Source organism: Dapis brunnea BLCC-M229 (assembly GCF_050015995.1).
Classification (GTDB): domain Bacteria; phylum Cyanobacteriota; class Cyanobacteriia; order Cyanobacteriales; family Microcoleaceae; genus Trichodesmium.
This window is the reverse complement of record NZ_JBNHEP010000046.1, coordinates 1-1936: the sequence shown is the minus strand read 5'-3', so window position 1 is coordinate 1936 and position 1936 is coordinate 1. Positions and strand designations below refer to the sequence as shown.

Below are 1936 nucleotides of genomic sequence, written 5' to 3'. Positions count from 1 at the left end.
CCCTCAGGTCTCCCCGTCAGGGTAATCAGTTGGCAAAGGAATCTCGCACCCTCAGGTCTCCCCGTCAGGGTAATCAGTTGGCAAAGGAATCTCGCACCCTCAGCTTGTCAGACTACAGGAGTGGTGATCTGTTAGCAGAGTTTAAAAATTTTAATGGTAGCCTCCCAAGCAATCTAGTTTTTAGTCCTAATGGTAAACACTTAGCAGGATTGTTTGGAGGGGAGGAAAACATTGCCTACTTTGGCAGTTTAGATAGTGATACTTGGGATAATTTTAAATCCATAGGTAGAGTTAAAAGTATCATTTTTGATACCGAAGATCGTCTGATTATTGGGCAACAGGGTGAGGGTATTATTAGTGTTTATGATAAACCAAATCTGATTCCTGACTCTTTGTCAAATGCCTTGGAATTTGAACTGAAAGGGCATCAAGGTGGTATTCGTGAGGTTATTTCTAGCTCGTCGAAGGGCGGACAACTTGCTAGTTTAGGTGATGACAATACCCTAGTCTGGTGGAAACTAGATAAGAAGCCATTAAAGCCATTAGAGGAGTTAAAGTTAACTGAGAATTTAAAAAGTATCAGCATCAGCCCCGATGGTGAGCAACTCGCTGTTGTCGAAAGTGATGACACTATTCGTCTGTTGGATTTGAAGGGTAACGAGTTGAAGCGATTTTCAGATATTCAAACAAAAATCAGGCAAATCATTTTTAGCCCTGATGGTACACAATTGGCTGCTGTCGATCAAGACAATACAATTCGCTTATTGGATTTGAATGGCAATGAGTTGTATAAATCTAAAAAATTTGATGAAACAATTACTCAGCTTCTTTTTAGCCCTGATGGTACACAATTGTTTGTTGTGGACGGAAGTACTTTAGTTCCAAAGACTACTAATCGGTATAGGAGTGGTACTCTCCATGAGTTGAATTTGAACAGTCAAATCCCGAACAGTGAACCTAAAAGAATAGACAGAGAGGGTGACATCACTTTTAGTTCTGATGGCAAGTTGTTAGTGGCGGAGACTCACTATACAGAGAACGGTAATATCTTTTTAAAAGAATTGAAGTCTGGTGAGGAGGAAGAATTGGAGTCTGGTTTAAAAAAATTGAAGTTTGGTCAGGAATTAGTTAAGTTTAAGAGTGGTAAGTACAAATTTACGGGCAACTTTAATAGTAATAGTATCGGTTTTAGTACCAGGGGTGGCTTAGTCGTTGGTACGGAGCAGCGTGGTAGGGATAAGAAGGGTTATACCCTTGTATGGGATATATCAGGAAAATTATTGACTGCTTTCCAAGATGGGCATAAAAGCGAAGTTACAAGTATTAGTATGAGTGCTGATGGCAGCTTAATGGCTACTCTTGACACATCCGGAAATGCAAAATTATGGCGTATAGGAGGATTAGATGAACTGAGAGAGAAAGGGTGTAACTGGGTGCGTGATTATCTAGAAAATAACCCCAATGTTCAGGAGAGCGATCGGCGTTTATGTGATGGTGTATAGCAGTCGAAGCAGGTTCCATCTCCAATTTCTACTATCCCTTCTCCAAATTGGTCTACCCTATCTAATCATAGTCCATCAATATATACAGGTAAACAATTAATAATTAACAATTAATAATTAATAATTACCTTTTCTTATAATGGATAGGATTGGGCTAAGGTGATTCTTAATTTTAGTGTTCGCCCTAATGCTTAGAAAGAGATTGATGGGTTTCGCTATCGCTCTACCCATCCTACTAGACCAAATTATATAGCGCTACGCGCTAGGGAATAGGGAATAGGGAATAGGGAATAGGGAATAGTAAACTGTCAAAGGATTTCAGGATTTAGAAATGTCCTAATCTTTGCTTCGACTGCTATACAATAACTAATTACCCGATTGGAGCTAAATAACCATGTCAGATTTTTCACGACGTTTAGCCGTAGTCATTGGCA

The 1936-nt window shown here is 39.5% G+C and carries 1 protein-coding gene; it reads left to right on the top strand.

The genetic code is table 11. The annotated features are described in order from the left end of the window. Positions 1-1502, top strand: a 1502-nt coding sequence (locus tag ACP6PM_RS04415; protein WP_426582204.1) for a WD40 repeat domain-containing protein, incomplete at its 5' end; no start/stop codon positions are given. Positions 1503-1936 lie beyond the last annotated feature (434 nt).